General features: G+C 52.9%; 14 protein-coding genes and 1 pseudogene. 6 read left to right on the forward strand and 9 right to left on the reverse strand.

Annotated features, from left to right (window positions below; translation table 11 throughout):
• Window positions 1–58: 58 nt before the first annotated feature.
• Window positions 59–589 (forward strand): GspH/FimT family pseudopilin, encoded by a 531-nt coding sequence (locus tag ACT3R4_RS14115; RefSeq protein ID WP_441679379.1) that lies wholly within the window; start codon window positions 59–61, stop codon window positions 587–589.
• Between the two features lie 33 nt (window positions 590–622).
• Here the strand turns inward: ACT3R4_RS14115 and trxB are convergent, their stop codons facing one another.
• Window positions 623–1573: a thioredoxin-disulfide reductase gene (gene trxB, locus ACT3R4_RS14120; RefSeq protein ID WP_441679380.1), complete on the reverse strand. Its 951-nt coding sequence runs from the start codon at window positions 1571–1573 to the stop codon at window positions 623–625.
• 225 nt (window positions 1574–1798) lie between these two features.
• On the opposite strand from trxB, the gene acnA reads away from it, so the two are divergent.
• Window positions 1799–4546, forward strand: a complete 2748-nt coding sequence (acnA, locus tag ACT3R4_RS14125) for an aconitate hydratase AcnA (protein WP_193054715.1) — start codon at window positions 1799–1801, stop codon at window positions 4544–4546.
• 60 nt (window positions 4547–4606) lie between these two features.
• Here the strand turns inward: acnA and ACT3R4_RS14130 are convergent, their stop codons facing one another.
• The 3 genes from ACT3R4_RS14130 to ACT3R4_RS14140 form a co-directional block, all read right to left on the reverse strand.
• On the reverse strand, window positions 4607–6283 hold the full coding sequence (locus tag ACT3R4_RS14130) for an NAD-dependent malic enzyme (RefSeq protein WP_441679381.1): 1677 nt from the start codon (window positions 6281–6283) through the stop codon (window positions 4607–4609).
• Between the two features lie 168 nt (window positions 6284–6451).
• On the reverse strand, window positions 6452–7663 hold the full coding sequence (locus ACT3R4_RS14135) for a YeeE/YedE family protein (protein ID WP_193056965.1): 1212 nt from the start codon (window positions 7661–7663) through the stop codon (window positions 6452–6454).
• 120 nt (window positions 7664–7783) lie between these two features.
• Complete coding sequence (locus tag ACT3R4_RS14140; protein WP_441679382.1) at window positions 7784–8434, reverse strand: AI-2E family transporter; 651 nt, start codon at window positions 8432–8434, stop codon at window positions 7784–7786.
• Between the two features lie 339 nt (window positions 8435–8773).
• On the opposite strand from ACT3R4_RS14140, the gene ACT3R4_RS14145 reads away from it, so the two are divergent.
• The 4 genes and pseudogenes from ACT3R4_RS14145 to ACT3R4_RS14160 all read left to right on the forward strand — a co-directional run.
• Entirely contained in the window at window positions 8774–10570 is a 1797-nt protein-coding gene (locus ACT3R4_RS14145) for an NAD-dependent malic enzyme (protein ID WP_193054719.1), read from the forward strand.
• Between the two features lie 146 nt (window positions 10571–10716).
• The gene (gene fumC / locus ACT3R4_RS14150; protein WP_193054720.1) at window positions 10717–12174 is read left to right on the forward strand and encodes a class II fumarate hydratase; all 1458 of its coding nucleotides are present in this window, start codon (window positions 10717–10719) and stop codon (window positions 12172–12174) included.
• A gap of 221 nt (window positions 12175–12395) precedes the next feature.
• Window positions 12396–13211: a cupin domain-containing protein gene (locus ACT3R4_RS14155; protein WP_226912146.1), complete on the forward strand. Its 816-nt coding sequence runs from the start codon at window positions 12396–12398 to the stop codon at window positions 13209–13211.
• Between the two features lie 12 nt (window positions 13212–13223).
• A pseudogene (locus tag ACT3R4_RS14160) lies at window positions 13224–13532 on the forward strand (cupin domain-containing protein); the annotation flags it as partial.
• A 71-nt stretch (window positions 13533–13603) separates the two neighbouring features.
• Here the strand turns inward: ACT3R4_RS14160 and ACT3R4_RS14165 are convergent.
• The 5 genes from ACT3R4_RS14165 to ACT3R4_RS14185 are packed head-to-tail and all read right to left on the reverse strand — an operon-like array spanning window position 13604 to window position 18802.
• Entirely contained in the window at window positions 13604–14296 is a 693-nt protein-coding gene (locus ACT3R4_RS14165) for a bacteriophage T4 gp5 trimerization domain-containing protein (RefSeq protein ID WP_407647900.1), read from the reverse strand.
• A 57-nt stretch (window positions 14297–14353) separates the two neighbouring features.
• Window positions 14354–14617: a PAAR domain-containing protein gene (locus ACT3R4_RS14170; RefSeq protein WP_193054722.1), complete on the reverse strand. Its 264-nt coding sequence runs from the start codon at window positions 14615–14617 to the stop codon at window positions 14354–14356.
• Window positions 14614–15525 carry a hypothetical protein gene (locus ACT3R4_RS14175; protein ID WP_226912147.1) on the reverse strand — a complete coding sequence of 304 codons (912 nt, stop codon included), beginning with the start codon at window positions 15523–15525 and terminating at the stop codon, window positions 14614–14616. Before ACT3R4_RS14175 ends, ACT3R4_RS14170 begins: the two co-directional genes overlap by 4 nt.
• Window positions 15522–17444 (reverse strand): hypothetical protein, encoded by a 1923-nt coding sequence (locus tag ACT3R4_RS14180; RefSeq protein ID WP_193054723.1) that lies wholly within the window; start codon window positions 17442–17444, stop codon window positions 15522–15524. Before ACT3R4_RS14180 ends, ACT3R4_RS14175 begins: the two co-directional genes overlap by 4 nt.
• Window positions 17441–18802, reverse strand: a complete 1362-nt coding sequence (locus ACT3R4_RS14185; protein WP_193054724.1) for a DUF4123 domain-containing protein — start codon at window positions 18800–18802, stop codon at window positions 17441–17443. Before ACT3R4_RS14185 ends, ACT3R4_RS14180 begins: the two co-directional genes overlap by 4 nt.
• Window positions 18803–18804 lie beyond the last annotated feature (2 nt).

Genomic DNA, 18804 nt, shown 5'->3' on the forward strand with positions numbered 1-18804 from the left:
GATACGGACAGTGAGCATAGCGAGGAGGCCGAGCAGGTCAAGTCACGGGGAAGACTGCATGACGCACAAGCACAGCGAATATCCAACCTACCTTCAAGGGTTTACACTCATTGAACTGCTAATTGTGCTGATTCTGGCAGGCATGTTGGCGGTTTGGGGCATCCCCAGCTTTCAGTCACTGAATGAGCGTACTGCGGTCACCAGCGAAGTGAACCGACTACAAACCGCACTCACGTTAGCCCGCAGTACCGCCATTACTCAGCACCGCGATATTACCTTGTGCCCCGCGACGGCTGACCGCAGCGCTTGTGCCCGTGATTGGGGGAATGAACTGATGGTGGTTAGCGCCGACAAGACCCGCGGTATCCATAAAGACGAGATAATCCGGGTGTTTCCATCAACCAACGGCGTTAACGTTAGCAAGAACGGTCATGCGCGGATCAAATACACCCCGCTCGGGCATGCCACGGGGTTTAACAGTACGTTCTCCATCTGCCCTGCCAGTACACACAACAACACTGCGGGAGCGAGCCTGGTACTTAGTACGCTTGGCCGGGCCCGCGTGTCAAAGCCGCCAGACAGCTGTTAGCGGCAGGCGGCTTTCCCTTCTTGAACAACTTTATTAGGCGATACCGTCCAGATAACGCTCGGCATCCAGCGCGGCCATACAGCCACTGCCCGCCGAAGTAATCGCCTGACGATAGATGTGATCCATCACATCGCCACACGCGAACACACCCGGCACACTGGTGGCGGTAGCATTTCCTTCAAGCCCCGAATTCACCTTGATATAGCCGCCGTTCATGACCAGCTGGCCTTCAAACATCCCGGTGTTGGGGTGATGGCCGATGGCAATAAAGAGTCCCGGCGCCTGGATTTCTTTTACCGTACCATCCAGTGTTGATTTCAACCGTACGCCGGTAACACCGGTGTTATCGCCCAGTACTTCATCAATTTCCTGGAACCACTCCAGCGCAATGGTGCCCGCTTCAACTTTTTCAAACAGCTTGTCTTGCAGGATCTTTTCCGCGCGAAGGGAGTCGCGGCGGTGTACCAGAGTAACTTTCGACGCAATATTAGAGAGATACAGCGCCTCTTCCACGGCCGTATTGCCGCCGCCCACCACAATGACTTCCTGGTTACGGTAGAAGAACCCGTCGCAGGTGGCACATGCTGAAACACCTTGGCCCATAAACTGCTGCTCAGACGGTAGCCCGATATAGCGAGCACTGGCGCCCGTGGCCACAATCAGCGCGTCACAGGTGTAAATACCGCTGTCGCCCTTGAGGGTGAACGGTTTTTCATCAAGGCTAACTTCATTGATATGATCGAACAGCACCTCGGTATTAAAGCGCTCGGCGTGCGCTTTCATCCGCTCCATCAGCTCAGGGCCTTGTACCCCTTGGGCATCGCCTGGCCAATTATCAACGTCTGTCGTGGTGGTTAACTGGCCACCCGCTTGCATTCCGGTGATCAGCAAAGGCTTTAAGTTAGCCCGTGCTGCATACACGGCCGCTGTATAACCTGCCGGGCCGGACCCAAGAATAATCAAACGTTCATGACGCGTTTCCATGACACCACCTTGTAAATGTCTAGCTGATAAAGTCGCAAAGAGTTTGCCTGAAATGGTGCCAAGTACAAGCTATTGCAAGGTTAAGTATTGACTATTAGGCGAAGACACCTTGAATCAACCTTTATAAACACCCATGTCCTACTACTATGTAAGCCATACTAAAAAGGAAGACTGTGACCGTTTCGCGGCGTGACATACCGTGCAACGCAATGAGAGGAGAAAGGCATGAGCAATACACCCGATACGCTTCAAACGTTGGAAGTAGGTAGCAAACAGTACCGCTACTACAGCCTTCCCAAGGCGGCCGATGCGCTTGGCAACATTGACCGACTCCCCAAGTCGCTCAAAATTTTACTCGAAAACCAACTGCGCTTTGCCGACGATGAAAGCGTTGAAAAAGACGATATGCAAGCCCTTGTCGATTGGCAGAAAGAGGGCAAATCCAGTCGTGAAATCGGTTATCGCCCGGCGCGCGTATTAATGCAGGATTTCACCGGCGTACCCGGTGTGGTCGATTTGGCCTCCATGCGCGCAGCGGTAGAAAAACTGGGTGAAGACCCGGCCCGCATCAATCCTCTTTCCCCGGTTGACCTGGTGATTGACCACTCGGTCATGGTCGACAAGTTTGGTAACGCGACAGCGTTTGAAGAGAACGTCGAAATTGAAATGCAGCGCAACCGTGAGCGTTATGAGTTTCTGCGCTGGGGCCAACAGGCCTTTAATAACTTCAGCGTGGTGCCGCCCGGCACCGGCATTTGCCATCAGGTAAACCTTGAGTACCTGGGCCGAAGCGTGTGGACCAAGGAAGAGGACGGCATCACATTTGCCTACCCGGATACCCTCGTGGGCACCGACTCCCACACCACCATGATCAACGGCCTGGGCGTGCTAGGCTGGGGCGTGGGTGGTATTGAGGCGGAAGCGGCCATGCTCGGCCAGCCAGTCTCCATGCTGATCCCAGAAGTTATCGGCTTCAAACTGACCGGCAAACTGCGAGAAGGCATTACCGCCACCGACCTGGTACTCACCGTGACGGAGATGCTGCGCAAAAAAGGGGTTGTGGGTAAGTTTGTCGAATTCTACGGCGATGGCCTAAAAGACCTGCCGCTTGCTGACCGCGCCACCATTGCCAATATGGCCCCGGAATACGGCGCTACCTGCGGCTTCTTCCCGGTCGATGACGAAACGCTAAACTATATGCGCTTAACCGGGCGCGAAGATGACCAGATTGCGCTAGTAGAAGCCTATAGCAAAATGCAGGGCTTATGGCGTGAGCCAGGCGATGAGCCAGTGTTCACCGATGCCCTGCACCTTGATATGACCGAAGTGGAAGCCAGTCTCGCTGGCCCTAAACGCCCGCAGGATCGCGTTGCCTTAAAAGACATGGCCGCCGCCTTTAATAAAGTCATGCAGGAGGATGCCAAGGCACAGCCCAACGCGGAAAAAGGCAAATTCGACTCAGAAGGCGGCCAGACAGCCGTGGGCATTGAGCGCAGCCTTGAGGGGGACTTCAAGCACGCCTCCAGCCAGAAAGTCACCATTGACGACCAGGATTTCAGCCTGGACCCGGGCGCGGTGGTCATTGCTGCCATCACCTCATGCACCAATACGTCCAACCCCAGCGTGATGATGGCTGCAGGCCTACTGGCGCGCAAAGCGCGTGAAAAAGGCCTAACCACTAAGCCTTGGGTTAAAACCTCGCTGGCGCCTGGCTCCAAGGTCGTCACCGACTACCTGGCCGCGGCCAACTTGAACGAGGATTTGAATGCGCTGGGCTTTAACCTGGTGGGTTATGGCTGCACGACATGCATCGGCAACTCAGGCCCACTGCCTGAAGCGATTGAGAAAGCGGTAAACCAGGGAGATTTAACCGTCGCATCGGTCCTTTCAGGCAACCGTAACTTTGAAGGCCGTGTTCATCCGCTGGTCAAAACCAACTGGCTTGCCTCTCCCCCCTTGGTCGTCGCTTATGCGCTGGCGGGCAATGTACAGCGTGATTTAACCCAGGAGCCACTCGGCCAGGACAGTGACGGCAACCCGGTTTATCTAAAGGATATTTGGCCCTCTCAAGCCGAAATTGCCGAGGCCGTCGAGAAAGTAAATACTGATATGTTCCGTAAAGAGTACGGTGAGGTATTTAAAGGCGATGAAACCTGGCAGGCAATTGATGTTCCTGAAAGTCAGGTCTACCAATGGCCCGAATCTACTTACATCCAGCACCCACCCTTCTTTGAAGGCATGGGACGCGAACCAGATGCGATCGAGGACGTCAGCAATGCCCGCGTTCTGGCCATGCTGGGCGACTCGGTGACCACTGACCATATTTCACCCGCAGGCGCGATCAAACCGGATAGCCCCGCAGGCCGTTACCTGCAAGAACATGGCGTTAAGCCGGTCGACTTTAACTCCTACGGCTCGCGCCGGGGGAATCATGAGGTCATGATGCGCGGCACCTTTGCCAACGTACGTATCAAAAACGAGATGCTGGACGGCGTGGTCGGCGGCGAAACGCGCTATGTTCCCAGTGGCGAGCAAATGGCGATTTACGATGCCGCCATGAAATACCAAGAGGCTGGCACACCGCTGGTCGTTATTGCTGGTAAAGAGTATGGCACCGGCTCTTCGCGTGACTGGGCAGCCAAAGGTACGCGCTTGCTAGGCGTTCGCGCGGTTCTCGCGGAATCCTTTGAGCGTATTCACCGCTCCAACCTGATCGGCATGGGCGTGGTGCCGCTGCAGTTCCCGGAAGGTGAAACCCGCGAAACGCTGGGATTAACCGGCGATGAAGAGATATCCATTGCGGGACTAAGTGATTTAAGCCCCGGCAAAACGGTGCAGGTAGTGATTAAAACCGGTGAAAAAGAGCATACCGTTGATGCCAAGTGTCGAATTGATACGGTCAATGAGCTGGCTTACTACCGTCATGGTGGTATCCTTCACTACGTGCTGCGCAAAATGATCGGCGCCGCATAAGTAATACCTACCAATGCTTGTATGCCCCCACCTCGGTGGGGGTTTTTTATGAGCGCTCGTTTAAACGGCGCGGCGGCGATAGGTACGATACTCAGGTGACCAGCTTGCTTTCTCGATGTCTTCGCGCAGTTTGGTGCCACTGGTCGTTAGCGCAACGCCGTTATGCTGAGCAGTGGCGGCTACTTCAAAGGCAATCGACTGGCTGATGTCACGAATACGCGAAAGCGGCGGTAACAGCGCACCTTTACCCTCTTTAACGATGGGTGCTTCACGCGCCAGCGCACGAGACGCGCTCATCAACATCTCATCGGTCACCCGATTTGCATTCGAAGCAATGACGCCCAACCCGATGCCCGGGAAGATATACGCGTTGTTGCACTGGGCAATGGGGTATGTGCGCCCGTTATACACCACAGGAGCAAACGGACTACCGGTGGCGACCAGTGCTTGGCCGTCGGTCCAGCGGATCACATCCTCAGGAACAGCTTCTGCCTGAGACGTTGGATTAGAGAGCGGCATAATCACCGGGTGCTCACAGCCTGCATGCATGGTTTTAACCACCTGCTCGGTGAATATCCCACGCTGACCGCAAACACCGACCAGAATAGTCGGTTTCATCTGGGCAATGGTTTCTTCCAACCCTTGGCCATTCCAATCCGCGACCAGCGCAGGATCGTGGGCCAAACGACGCTGAAAATCGCGCTGCCACTCTTGATCCGTCGTCATCAAGCCTTCGCGGTCGACAACAAAAATACGCGCACGCGCTTCATGTTCGGAGAGACCTTCGGCCTCCATGGCCACCACGACCTGCTCGGCGATACCACAACCGGCTGAACCACCGCCAACAAACACCACGCGTTGCTGGGCAATGCTTTCTTCACGCGCCTGACAGGCTGCCATGAGCGTTCCCACGACAACGGATGCCGTGCCCTGAACATCATCGTTAAAGCAGCACAACTCGTTGCGATAGCGCTCAAGCAGCGGTACGGCGTTGGCTTGGGCAAAATCTTCAAACTGCAGCAAAACATTCGGCCAGCGGCGCTTCAGCGCTGAGATGAACGCTGCCATAAAGGCGTTGTACTCTTCCTGGCCCACGCGTTTATGGCGCCAGCCCATGTACATGGGGTCATCCAGCAGCGCCTGATTATTAGTGCCCACATCAATCACGATGGGTAGCGTATGGGCCGGACTAATACCGCCACAGGCGGTATAAAGCGCCAGCTTACCAATGGGAATCCCCATACCACCGATCCCCTGGTCACCCAGCCCTAAAATACGTTCGCCGTCAGTGACTACGATAACTTTAACGTTATCCTTGGTGGCGCTGCGCAGAATATCATCCAGATGATCGCGGTCCTGGTAGCCGATAAACAAGCCCCGGTGATTGCGATAAATATTGGAAAATTCCTGACATGCCTGGCCAACGGTTGGCGTATAGATGATCGGCAGCATCTCTTCAAGATGCTCAGATACCAAGCGGAAGTAGAGCGTTTCGTTGTCGTCTTGAATGGCGCGCAAATAAATATGGCGCTCAAGATCGCTATTGCACTGCTGGTACTGCCGATAAGCGCGCTCTAGCTGATCATCAATGGTTTCAACATTTTGCGGCAGCAAACCAATCAAGTTAAACGCCAAACGCTCCTCTTGAGTAAACGCGCTGCCTTTGTTCAATAGCGGCATTTCAAGTAAGGAAGGACCGGCGTAAGGAATATATAAGGGGCGCTTACTCGTCGTCATAGGGGCTCTCTTCTTTTCCATTACCGCTGCATCGCAGCAATTTCAAGCGTTTACGGTTTATCGACATAATGTACCATGTCACTACGACAAAGGTGGCACAGTCATACTTCTCTAGCCAAAAAAATGCCCCGACATTTGCCGGGGCAGCTGAAAATCAATACGTTATAATTAGCAGGTTTTTGCCGCTGGCTGGCGCCCTGCTTCACCGGTAAAGAACAGCGGACGCAGCTTCACACCGACAATATTGCCCGCAAAGGCAGCCACCAGCCACACCCAACCGTGCAAGCTACCCGACGCGATACCACTGAAGTAAGCACCGATGTTGCAACCAAACGCCAGGCGCGCGCCATAACCCAGCATTAAGCCACCAATTACCGCAGCCACCACCGAGCGCAGAGGGATTCTAAAATTAGGCGCAAACCGACCGGCCAAATGTGCAGCCATTAAAGCGCCCAACATAATACCGACGTTCATGACCGTCGTCATATCACTCCACACGCTAGCGTCAAGCGCTGCCGCATTACCTGGCGCCTGCCAATATCCCCAACCCGTTACGCTACCGCCGAACAATTCATATACCTTGGCTCCCCAAAGCGCGAAGGCCGACGTAATGCCCCACGGGCGACCAGCTAGCGCAAGCGTTGCGAAATTCAGCAGCGCCAAGGCCACGGCACCCGCCAATAACGGCCAAGGCCCGCTTAACCAACGCAGAGTAGCGGGTTTCTCAACCATGGGTACCTGTTCAAGTTGACCATGACGACGCTTTTCCATCACGAGGGTAAACACCGCAATCGCCACAAACAGTACCAGGCTGATGGCGATACCGCCCGTCGTACCTGCAATATCAATCAACGATATCGGCTCAAACGCTGGCAAACGCTGCCACCACGCAAAATGCGCCGAGCCAATTACCGAACCGATGATAAAGAAGACAAGCGTAATCAACATACGGGCATTACCGCCACCCGCCGTAAACAGCGTGCCTGAAGCGCACCCGCCGCCCAACTGCATACCAATCCCGAAAAGAAACGCGCCCACCAGCACGGAAATGCCGATAGGGGAGACAAAACCACTCACCGGCGTACCAAACAATGTACCGGCACCCAGCGCTGGGAAAAACAGCACCACGGCAATGGCCAGCATCACCATTTGCGCACGCAGCCCGCGGCCGCGGCGCTCGGTAATAAACACGCGCCAGGCAGAGGTAAACCCAAAGGCAGCGTGATACAACACCATGCCCAGCAGACCGCCTACAATCATTAGCAAACCGGTATTAGCGCCAAATATGACGCCAATCGTTAGCGCTCCTAATACAATCGCCGCAGTCGCCAGTAGTGGTACCCGATAACTGGCCGGAGTCGCGGCAGCCGTCGTCGACATAAATTCACCTATAGGTAACGCCAAAAGCGCCCGTGGATAGACAGGCGCTCTGGTCGATGTGGATAATCGTTATAAGCTTACCGCCCAGCCAACAGGGGGTAAATCATTTATGGCTAATCGTTACAGGGCTAACGAAAAATTACGGCTCTTTTTATCGTCGTCTTCATGCGCCACATAGAGACGATTCACCATTACGAATAAAACAACCGCCAAGGGTGCGGCCAAAATAACGCCAGGTAAGCCAAACAACGTGCTGCTTGCAAGGAGCGCAAACAACAATAGCGCCGGTGGCAGGCTGACGGCACGCTGCTGCACCAAAGGCTGCAAAATATTACCTTCAATCTGCTGAATAATAACGTAAGCCATCAGTACGAAGAGCGCCGTCTCAGGGCTGACCGTATACGCCAACAGCAGGGCAGGAATAGCGGCGGCAATGGGGCCGACCAACGGTACAAAGTCCAGAAGACCGGCAACTAGTCCCAGCCCTAATGGCGCTGGCACGCCCAGCAGCCACATGCTGATACCCACCAGTACGCCCGTTACCGTCATAGCGACTACCTGACCGCCTAGCCAATAGCGCAATGCCTTACCACTCGCATCCAACGCCTCGCCCAAGCGCGGACGGCTTTTAACCGGTGCCAGTAATAAAAGACCACGGCGGTATAAGTCCGGCTGAGCCGCTTGACTCCAGTGTTGAGATGATGAGCGAACTGATGGCGAAGCACCACGGGGCTCCGCCACCCACTCCATGATGACTGTTTTGTTGCTCACTTAGAAGCTGCATCCATCACTTTAAAAATAAATAAGCAATATTTTTTATAAAACAATATTAATATTAAAGGCTTATTTGTTTCTCTCATACCTATCCATAAAAAGCGTCAAATCATCCTAACTTTTATATTGTTTTTTTTCATAAGCCAATCTACATTGATAAGCATCATTAATGATCCCTTAAGCAGTTTAAAAAGAAGTTATTCATGAGCAACAACCATTACAAGAACTATCACAAGAACTATCAAGATCAGATAATGGGTAACTAATAACGCCTGTACTACAGGCTTTTGGCGAAAAAAGCGACGATGGGTCGCAACGATTAAACGGAGAGTTATAATGTTTAGCAGGCAAGCCAACATATCGAAAGATAGCTCTGGTCGCACGCGCATTACAACAGCAGCACGTGGGTACGCAGTACTTCGCGACCCATCTTTAAATAAGGGAACATCGTTTAGTCAGAGTGAGCGTGACGCACTTGGTCTTAACGGGCTGCTTCCCCCAATTATTACTACTGAACTTGAACCGCAACTCATCCGCGCTTATGCGGCCTATAGCGCGGCACCTACTGATCTCGCAAAACATATATATATGTGGGATCTCCATGATGACAACGTGACAATATTTTATGCTCTCCTTCAACGTCATATGATGGAAATGCTTCCCATCGTCTATGACCCTATCGTTGGTGAGGCAATTGAGAACTTTAGTGAGATCATGCACCGGCCACGTGGGATCTTCCTTTCAATCAATGAGCCAGAAAAAATCGAGGAGAAACTTGCGGCCTTCGGTGCAGGCGCGAATGACATTGATTTGCTTGTGGCATCTGATGCCGAGGAAATCCTTGGTATCGGTGATTGGGGGGCCAACGGCATCGATATTTCTATTGGTAAGTTGGCTGTTTACACTGCAGCTGCTGGCGTAGATCCGCACCGAGTGGTGCCGGTGATACTGGATGTAGGGACTGACAATGAGAAATTGTTGAATGACCCCCAGTATGTTGGGTACCGCCATGGTCGTATACGAGGCAAGCAGTATGATGATTTTGTGGACGCCTATGCGGCCGCAGCGCATAAGTTGTTCCCTAAAGCAATGTTGCACTGGGAAGACTTCGGTTCCACCAATGCACGCCGCATTCTGGCGCGTCATCGAGATAAGCTGCCAACGTTCAATGATGACATGCAGGGTACGGGCGCAATCGTACTCGCAGGTCTACTAAACGCGGTAGAACGCACAGGAAACCCCTGGAATGAACAACGCGTTGTAGTCGTAGGGTCTGGTACAGCAGGGTGCGGCATTGCAGATCAGATTCGGGACCAAATGGTTCGCCACGGAGTATCTAAAGAAGAGGCGACTCGTAAAATTTGGTTGGTGGACCTTCCTGGCTTGCTTACTGACGACATGACGGACGGCCTACTTGATTTCCAGCGTCCATATGCGCGGCCCCTTGATGAAGTCACTAATTGGAAACGCACACCCTGTGAGCCAATTCCGGCCGACGAAAGTCGCTGGCCTGCAATGGAGGCTCTACGCGCAGCACGCGCTGCCGCTAGCGGAATTATCGACCTTGCGGCGGTAGTCTCCGAAGTGAAGCCAACTATCCTTATTGGAACGTCGACGACCCCAGGCCGATTTACCGAAAGCATCGTCCGTGACATGGCGTCCAATGTTGAGAGGCCCATCATCTTTCCGCTTTCTAATCCCACCTTACTGCATGAAGCAACTCCTGCTCATCTCATAGAGTGGACAGACGGCAAGGTACTTGTCGCCACCGGCGCTCCCTTCGATGACGTGCAGTACAAGGGTGTCAACTATGTCATTGGCCAGGCTAATAATGCAGCTCTCTATCCTGGGTTGGGCTTTGGCGCCATTGTTGGACGCGTGGCCAAGATTACGGATGAAATGATTTTTGCTGCCGCGCAAGCGGTCGCGGGCCAAGGTCCTGAAGATAAGCCCGGCGCTTCGCTTCTACCATCGAATGCAGAGCTGCGCACCACATCCAGTGCAGTCGCTGTGGAAGTAATTCGGGTTGCTCAGAGTCAAGGGCTGGTGCGCGCCAAGGATCTTTCGGACCCTGTGGAAGCCGTACGTGAGGCTCAGTGGTGGCCAGTCTATAACCCTGTGGAAGCTGATTAAAGTAGTGCGAACTGACAGTCTACCTTCACATAGGGGGCAGGCTGTCAGTTCATTGTCGCTGACGATATTTCAATGACGCCATCAGCGTCTCCCCCCATTCCAACGACAGCTACGCTTTTATATCTTTGTATACAGGATAATAAGCTATGACGACGAATAATCAAGCAGATGCCTTACGTGATCTCCCCATTGGCATTGAGGCCGACGGCACACGTTCTGAATTCGATTCTATGGGAAGTGTCGACGTGCCGGCGGATCGTTACTGGGGTGCCCAGACTCAGCGCTCGCTGATTCACTTTAATATTGGTGATGATTTAATGCCAAAAGAGGTATATCACGCCTATGGATACGTGAAAAAGGCATGCGCTATGGTAAATGCGGCGGCTGGTCGATTGTCTGACACTAAGCGCGACGCAATCATTCATGCCGCTGATGAGGCGATCACCGGTAAGCTCGACGCCCACTTCCCGCTGTATGTCTGGCAGACAGGATCTGGTACTCAGTCGAACATGAATGTTAATGAGGTACTTTCGAACCGGGCAATTCAGCTTCTTGGCGGTAGCATCGGTTCTCAGCAACCCGTTGCTCCAAACGACGACGTCAATATGGGCCAGTCGTCAAACGATACATTTCCTACCGCCATGCACATCGCCTCAGTATTCGCGATTGATGAGGTACTGTTGCCCCAAGTAACAAAGCTTGTGGAGACGATTGAGAGCAAAGCCAACCGCTGGATGGACGTAGTAAAAATTGGACGTACGCACCTGGAAGATGCTGTCCCTTTAACGGTTGGCCAGGAATGGCACGGTTGGGCCGGGCAGATTAGAGCAGCAATTGCTGACATTGAGGCCAGCCGCTCGGGGCTCTACGAGCTGGCTGTCGGTGGAACGGCCGTTGGCACTGGCCTGAATGCGCCTAAAGGCTTTGCCGTCGACGTTGCTGCAAAAATCGCCGAACTGACTTTCAAGCCTTTCATTACAGCACCTAACAAGTTCACCGCACAAGGCTCGTTGGATGCAATGGTCCGAGCACATGCAGCACTTCGTGGGCTTGCAGTAGCGTTAATGAAGATTGCCAACGACATGCGCTGGCTGGCTTCTGGACCGCGTTGCGGCTTCGCCGAACTCACCTTGCCGTCCAACGAACCTGGCTCTTCTATCATGCCTGGAAAGGTTAATCCAACCCAGTGCGAAGCAATCGTCATGATTGCTATCCAGGTAATGGGCAACGATACAGCTGTTTCCGTCGCTGGCAGCCAAGGCAACTTCGAACTTAACGCCATGCGGCCTGTGATCATCAATAACTTTTTGCATTCTGCCCGGATTATCGCCGATGGATGCGGTAGATTTTGTGAGTTTTCTGTGGAAGGCACGGAACTGAACGAGAAGAAAATCAAAGAATACGTCGCAGGAAGTGTGATGCTAGTAACGGCTCTATCGCCCGTGATCGGTTATCAAAATGCAGCGCACATAGCCGAAAAGGCAATCGCGGACGGCACAAGCCTGCGTGATGCTGCCTTGGCTTCAGGCAAGGTTAGTGCCGAACTCTTCGACAAGACTATTAAGCCGCTAGATATGGTTGGCAGTGGACTTGCAGGTGCCTAAGAAAAATAGCACACCACTTTATCTTGAAAGTTCAATGATAACGTTTCTAAAGCAGACATATCGAACCTGGAGTTTGATGCTCTGGCCGTACGGTTATATAGCGCGAAGGAGAGTGAGGAGTTCGTTTAATTTCTGAATAGCATCACCCGGCTGTTATCCACTTCAACTGTAACAATAACTACATTGACCAATACGTTGTAAGTAAATACAGGAGCAAAGCCATGACTGATAAAGACGTACCTCAGCCCATTCGCGGAACCCAGGGCGCTGACGACCCAGGCCCACGTAATGTTGTTCTGGATAAAATGAACCCAGATATCTTCCTGCCTCCAGAAACCGACAATGCCGGGATCCCGAACCTGAAGTTTCCGTTCGCCATGGCTCATAACCGTCTTGAAGACGGCGGCTGGGCGCGGGAAGTGACGCTGCGCGAGTGCCCGGCTTTGGAAGAACTCGCTATCGTTAATATGCGCCTTGGCCCTGGTGTTATTCGTGAACTCCATTGGCATAAAGAAGCCGAATGGGCCTATGTAACGGAAGGCCGCGTGCGTTTCTACCTGGTTGACGAAAACCGTCAAACGCTGGTTGAAGATCTCGGGCCAGGTGATCTCTGGTTTGCCCCCGCAGGCGTTCCACATGCCATTCAGGGTCTTGAAGAAGGTACCGAATTCGTGCTGATCTTCAATGACGGTAACTTCTCCGAAAACGAGACACTGCTCGTCACAGAGCTCTTCGCACATATGCCGAAAGAGGTGCTGGCCAAGAACTTCGGTGTTCCGGAAAGTGCCTTCGACAACATCCCGCCTTCTGAAAAGTATATTTTCCGTCAGCCACAACCAGCGCCCATTGAGCAGGTTCGCGAAGAGCTCGGCGCTGGTAACATGACCGGCAAATATGTGTTCCGGGGAGGCGATATTCCTGAAAACACATGGCAAGGCGGCGCGACCAAAATCATCGATTCGAAAAGTTTCGACGTCACGACCATGGCGATGTTGATGATTAAGCTTGAGCCCGGCGGTATGCGAGAAATTCACTGACACCCCGATGCTGATGAAATTCAGTACTACCTGTCTGGCCAAGCACGCATGACGGTGTTCAATGCTGTCAGCAATGCGCGTACTTTTAACTACGGCCCCGGCGACGTCGGCTATGTGCCAAAAAACCTGGCGCACTACATTGAGAATATCGGTGACGAGCCAGTGTATGTTCTCAACGTATTCAACAAGGGCGACTACCGCGATGTCTCACTGAACCAATGGCTGGCACTGACACCCGCCAGCATTGCTCAAGGCCACCTGGACGTCGATGACACACTAATGAAGTCACTGCGCCGCGAGCGTTGCCCGGTAGTGAAGTAATACAGTTGGGCAGTCATTGAAAACCGCTAGCCAGCCTCGTTGAGGCTGGCTTTTTTACGCTAAAAAGTGCGTCAATCATCCATCAGACAAAACCGCCCAAGGCCGACCGCTGAACGAAGCTTGTCCATTGTTTTGGTTGCCTCTTCACGCGCCCGTTGATAAGCCATATGAGCCCTCAGGTGACGTAACAACACGTAAAAAAGCCAGCGCCAACGCGCCTGCGCGATCTTCTTGAGGTTTTGACATGCTGCGGCCAGCAGACATTGCTCTTTGACACGCGCCATAAGCTCCCCGTCCGCCTTGAAGGTAATATCGCCATTGGCACGGGTTTGATAGCTACCCCCAACCTTTAACCCGCGCTCTCCATCAATCTGTTCAGTGTGGTTGGTGTGCACGGTGACATCGCGATTGCCGTCAATGGTTTCGATGCGGTCCTTGGCGACCAACAAGCGGGAATTATTACCAATGGTCGCGATGTCATCGAACTCTACCCGCCTCTGGCGGGAGTTCAGAACATGCAGCTCCATGTTTTCCTGGGCATGCATGTAGATGAACTCTTCCCCCACCTGGTCTTCGAAACAGAGTTCGTTAAACCCTTTGCCCTGATGGGTCTGCGTTTTAATGCCAGTACGGGTTTTATGCTCGGGAAATGGGTACGGTGAAAGATTATCCGCGTGACAGGTACGCCCAGTGACCAACGGCTGATCCGGGTCGCCTTCCAGGAAGGAAACGATGACCTCGTGGCCAATCTTGGGGATGACGATACTGCCGTAGCCGCCTGCCTAGGGAAGCGCGGATTCAGCAGCTGGCCTACACGCGGTTTAGGGCTCGACCTTAGCACTGCTCGACGCGGTAATAATCTCACCGCCATGATCCGTCTTGCAGCCAAGATATGCCGTGGGGCGGCCATCATGATGGGAGTGGCTGGAACCTTCGATAATGGTCGCACCGCAGCCGGTTTTATCCCCCACCCGCGCTACGGGCTGGCCCTCTACTTGAGAGGGCGAACCGGAGGTGATTTCGGTAGTGCCGTGGCCATGGATGGGGCAACTGTGCAGGTCGCCTTTACGAGCTACGGGTTTCATCGGCAGATTTCCCACTGGCCATCGCGTTGGATGAAGTAGAGTCTTACGTTTGAGACTTGTTCATCACTTCCTGCGTGCCCAAATCGAATCGGCGCTGCTACTCCCTCACGGGTAAGCCAAGCCACACGATTATCCGCTCCTAAATTCAATGTCATCGGCTCTTCTGGAAAAGGATCTAGCTGGAAAAGGTTAGGATTATCAAAGAACATGCTAAAACTTGCTCGCTGGCGCACGTAGGCTTCGGATTCTCCTGAAGCTAAAGCAAGCTCTTCAATCATGGTTTTCGATGCGTCCATTAGCGCATTGTTATCTTGGGCCTCAAAGAGTGTATATAGTCGGCGATATTCACGGGCTAGGCTATCACGGGTAGCATTACTGTCTCTTAATACGTCGCCTTCCTCCCAGCACCAAGTGGGCATCGGCTGACGGTTGTTAAAAGGCACCTCCAGTCTGAAATAGTCATCATCCCAACGGATGGAACTAGCTACCACATTTAATGGAGCTTGATCATCTACATTAACAACTTCTGGTTTAAAACCTTCGAGACCAGGTTGTATAACAACCTCAAAGGCGGTTTTGGCTTCAGTGTTGGGGTTTTCCCCCTGCTCCCAATACTCCATGGAGAGGCGCAACTCATGCTGCTCTTCAAATGGTTTATCAGAGGGCACTGGCCATGCGTAGAACTGGATTTCGTTACGACCATTACGTATGTATTGGGATGCTGGCAGCATTGTATTTTGATGCCCCGGCACCCCTGAAAAATTTAGCATTATCTCTTGCATGTCTACTGAAGATGCCAACCCATTCACGCTCCAGCGTACGCCGAACTGGTACTGTGTTTCTTGGGCCATTGCCTGTGTCTCCATCATAACTAAAAAAGATAGTAATAACGCCACTAATGTTTTCATGAGAAAGTTATAAACTCCCCTGTATAGCCCTCTGCGAGGGGGTAAGTGTTAGTATTTTCTGAATCTTCAACCCAGTTGATTGTCATGGTGTTTAGTACGGCTTGTCGTGAATTATTAGAACTGGGGCTTGGGCGACCACCAGCATCTGATTGTCGACCACCTGACTCTACATTCACTTTCTTGAACGACTTTATTTTTAAGGCAGCGCCTTTGTGGTAAAGCTGATACCCCCAACGGCCTTCGTTTGTTTTAATTCGAATACCACCTTCGGTAACGACTTCAGCCTCGTATTTGAAAACATGTCTATCGGTGATGATCGAGTCAAAATAGCCAAGAATACCGCCCATGGCCTTAGCGGTAAGTTTGACTTCAACCTGACCTCTGACAGTTGATTCGTCGAATTTCCCCTCATGAAAGTCGTAAACGCCTCCAAGCAGTTCATCGGCAGTAGCATCCTCCGATGCCTTGAACCCCGCCCCAAGCGAGATTGCCATGAAAAGCGAAGGATCAATTTGATATTGGGCAACAAGCAGGTTTCTTCCTGTTTCCGCATCTTCCAAGAATGTGACTAGCGTATGAGCCGCTGCTCCTAAAGGAGTAACGACGGGCAGCCTTCTTAACGCACGCTTCAGCGCTAGATAAATATCGACCTTGACACCAAATGCAAAATCCAACGAAAGGCCTACATCTAGCTTCCACGTAAGCTCAGGGCCTCCATCCTGCTCAATCTGCTCGGTCCCAACTTGCATACTTAGCTTTGGGCCTACCGTAAAAATATTGGCTAATTTATCTGTATCATGTTCAGTACTCAGCCTTTTTGCCAAGCTCTTGGCATTGGTTGTCAACGAATCAATAAATTGATCAATTGAACTCCCTTGCTGACGAGCATTTTGCTGCCTGCGAAGCGATGGAGCACTATCGTAGGTCGTGGTTGCGCTACGATATTTTCCTACTTTGATATTTTTGGTATTACTGCCACACGTTACGCCTATTTCAGCATCGACTTGCCAGCCCTGCTCATGCGTAATCTGCCTGGGGTTACTCCCCATATCCAATTCAACACGTAATCGCCTAGCCTCACTTCGTGGAATATTCTCGGTTCCTATTTGAGGCGGCTGTACACTCACTTTTCCTTTAAATTTCAGGCTAGGCACAGTGACAGAGGTAAAAAGAAAGTCTCTTGTACCGTCATAACTGATCCTGAATTGCTCCTCCTTTGCCATGATGCCTCGATTCATGATGATATCGAGAATAATGACAGCCGTCTCGAAAGCAAGGCCATAATCCCCTAACCGAGGAATGTTGGTCAGAGGAGAACGGGGATTCGTTTCAACTTTAAATGGTATCTCAACTCCCGAGCCAATAGGCGTACCCCTTAACTCTTCGGTCCAATACAACGTGTGCATTTGATGTGGGCAGTCATCGGCAAGCATGATGGTGACAGTGCCCTCATCCTTGAACGTCGAACCGCTCAGAAATCCTTCAAAGCTCAACTCCCCCGCTACCGCTTGGTCGGCTACGAAATAGATTTTGCAGTCGGTATCTTCTAGCTCATTTACGCCCTGCAAAACTACCCGTGCATTGCTACCACCGTGACAGACAACTTCAACCTTCTCGATACAAGGGGTTTGCGAAGCGCATATAACACACATTTCACCAAATTCAGGGTCTTGACGGCTTTCTCCGTCTGCTGGCTCCCAAGGAATTGGGCTTTCAGTGAGCCGGTCAGCGCCGCTAGAGACATATTCACTATAAATACTATTGCTGACTTGCCCCTGAGCGACGACCGTTCCTGGATGGCTATCGTCGTTCGCCATCGCATTTTGGATCCTGCTTAGTAACCTTTCAGGCTGTCTGAAAGCCTCTGACTGCTCTTGCACCAGATACGCCATGTCCTCAAGAGTCGGTTGATAACTCATGACCGCTCCTCACTGACAATGGGTCGATAGTTGTCGTGCTGCATATTGCCTTCCTCATGACGATACGGTGCGAGTAACACATGCCGAATGCGTCCTCGGGGTAGCCAAGCATCCAACTGGTCACGCTTTCGCCAGCCAGCCATTTTGGGATTTTCCAGGATGCGCTGAGCCTCAATGTGGCCGTCGGGGAACGTTTCACCAAACTCGATCACGCACTTCGTCAACGTTCGCACCTGCTTTTTGGACCCCAGCCCGTAGCGTTGCCCCAGTTGTGCGGCGGTTTGAACAGCTGACAAACGTTGGTCAATCAAGGTTCGGGGGTATTGCTCACCAAGCGATAGGGCGAGGTTCGCCTGGGCGCGCTGCTGCATCAGGACGCCAAAGCGTTCGAACTCTTCCTGGCCGATAGCAAACTGACGGCTCTGCCTACCGGTATCGCGGGCTTGGCTACTCAGCGACACCTGCACCAGCCGGCCCTGCACCTCGCTTGCCTGGGTATCAAGTGCTACCGACGGCGTTAGCGTTAGCTCCGATGGCAACGCCATCAGCGGCGACACCGGCGCGATGATCGCTTCCAGCGGCGCCATAAAGGCCGCCAGCTTCCAGGGCTCGAGCGCCTGGGTCATATCCAGGGCTACACGGGGGTCGTAGAAGCGGAAGTACACCGGGGCCTGGTCGTTGGCGGACGTCCAGAGCATGGTGAACTTGCGAAGGTGCGTGCGCAGTTGCTTGAGCGTGGCGTGGGAGTGAAACAGCACGCCCCAGTGCTGGTCCTGGGGCAGGCTTTCCAGCCAAGTGCGAATGTCGCTGTCGGCTTCAATACGCACAAGCCAGGGGGCATTGGCCTGAGTCGTGGCATTGGTAGAGGCGTACAGGCACGTATGCTGCGCATCGGTTTGAGCCAGGCGTGCCTGCACCTCGCGACAGTTCACCCCGTCCACCACTGCCCATAGGGGCGGCTGGTTGGCACTCAGCAATGCCTGCCATGAGGTTTCGCTATAAGTCATGGGGGCAATGTAAGGCGCGGGCACAACAGGCTCCGGCTCGGCGATGAGGGGCAGCATCTCGCCGTACACCACCGGCTGTTTAGATGACGTCGCATGGGCCAGTTCCACCAGCATCTGCGACATTCCCTGGCGCCGAAAGCGTTGTAAAAGCGTTTGCACTGACTCCAGCTTCAGAAGGCTCAAGCCTTCTTCCTGGAGCCGGGTTTGAAGAAGCGCACGCACCTCATCTTCTGATGCGGCCAGTACCGCTACGGAAACGACGGCCTCATCGGCTTCTTCCTCCCACTGTCTGGCTGCCGGGGTATTGGCCACAATATGGCAACGGGCAACCCAGTAATCCGGCGTCGCCATGG

It is taken from the genome of Halomonas sp. AOP7-E1-9 (assembly GCF_052376035.1).
Classification (GTDB): Bacteria; Pseudomonadota; Gammaproteobacteria; order Pseudomonadales; family Halomonadaceae; genus Vreelandella; species Vreelandella citrativorans.

Coding starts and splice junctions, on each gene's coding strand:
- ACT3R4_RS14115 (WP_441679379.1), top strand. CDS start 59: ATGACGCACAAGCACAGCGAATATCCAACCTACCTTCAAGGGTTTACA.
- trxB (WP_441679380.1), bottom strand. CDS start 1,573: ATGGAAACGCGTCATGAACGTTTGATTATTCTTGGGTCCGGCCCGGCA.
- acnA (WP_193054715.1), top strand. CDS start 1,799: ATGAGCAATACACCCGATACGCTTCAAACGTTGGAAGTAGGTAGCAAA.
- ACT3R4_RS14130 (WP_441679381.1), bottom strand. CDS start 6,283: ATGACGACGAGTAAGCGCCCCTTATATATTCCTTACGCCGGTCCTTCC.
- ACT3R4_RS14135 (WP_193056965.1), bottom strand. CDS start 7,663: ATGTCGACGACGGCTGCCGCGACTCCGGCCAGTTATCGGGTACCACTA.
- ACT3R4_RS14145 (WP_193054719.1), top strand. CDS start 8,774: ATGTTTAGCAGGCAAGCCAACATATCGAAAGATAGCTCTGGTCGCACG.
- fumC (WP_193054720.1), top strand. CDS start 10,717: ATGACGACGAATAATCAAGCAGATGCCTTACGTGATCTCCCCATTGGC.
- ACT3R4_RS14155 (WP_226912146.1), top strand. CDS start 12,396: ATGACTGATAAAGACGTACCTCAGCCCATTCGCGGAACCCAGGGCGCT.
- ACT3R4_RS14170 (WP_193054722.1), bottom strand. CDS start 14,617: ATGAAACCCGTAGCTCGTAAAGGCGACCTGCACAGTTGCCCCATCCAT.
- ACT3R4_RS14175 (WP_226912147.1), bottom strand. CDS start 15,525: ATGAAAACATTAGTGGCGTTATTACTATCTTTTTTAGTTATGATGGAG.
- ACT3R4_RS14180 (WP_193054723.1), bottom strand. CDS start 17,444: ATGAGTTATCAACCGACTCTTGAGGACATGGCGTATCTGGTGCAAGAG.
- ACT3R4_RS14185 (WP_193054724.1), bottom strand. CDS start 18,802: ATGGCGACGCCGGATTACTGGGTTGCCCGTTGCCATATTGTGGCCAAT.